Genomic DNA, 370 nt, shown 5'->3' on the forward strand with positions numbered 1-370 from the left:
TCGCTTATGCGATATTAATTGGTTGCGGGGGCAGGATTTGAACCTGCGACCTTCGGGTTATGAGCCCGACGAGCTACCGAACTGCTCCACCCCGCGTCATTAAAAAGGGTTGCTTCTTCACATTTCGTAAGTCGTATAATGGTGGAGGCTGAGGGGATCGAACCCCCGACCCTCTGCTTGTAAGGCAGATGCTCTCCCAGCTGAGCTAAGCCTCCAGGACAACAACGACTATTATCATATCAAAAAAGCTGGTTATAAATCAAGTCTTTTCTAATAAGAAATATGGTGACCCGTAGGGGATTCGAACCCCTGTTACCTCCGTGAAAGGGAGGTGTCTTAACCCCTTGACCAACGGGCCATATTTAAAATA

3 tRNA genes are annotated in these 370 nt (G+C 48.1%); all 3 read right to left on the reverse strand.

What is annotated here, in order from left to right:
• Positions 1-19 precede the first annotated feature (19 nt).
• The 3 genes from CHH75_RS24500 to CHH75_RS24510 all read right to left on the reverse strand — a co-directional run bounded on the left by CHH75_RS24500 (position 20) and on the right by CHH75_RS24510 (position 358).
• A tRNA-Met gene (locus CHH75_RS24500) sits at positions 20-96 on the reverse strand.
• Positions 97-139: 43 nt separating this feature from the next.
• A tRNA-Val gene (locus CHH75_RS24505) sits at positions 140-215 on the reverse strand.
• 68 nt (positions 216-283) lie between these two features.
• Positions 284-358 (reverse strand) — tRNA-Glu (locus CHH75_RS24510).
• Between the last annotated feature and the right edge of the window lie 12 nt (positions 359-370).

The organism is Paenibacillus sp. 7541 (assembly GCF_002276395.1).
Taxonomy (GTDB): domain Bacteria; phylum Bacillota; class Bacilli; order Paenibacillales; family Paenibacillaceae; genus Paenibacillus_AQ; species Paenibacillus_AQ campinasensis.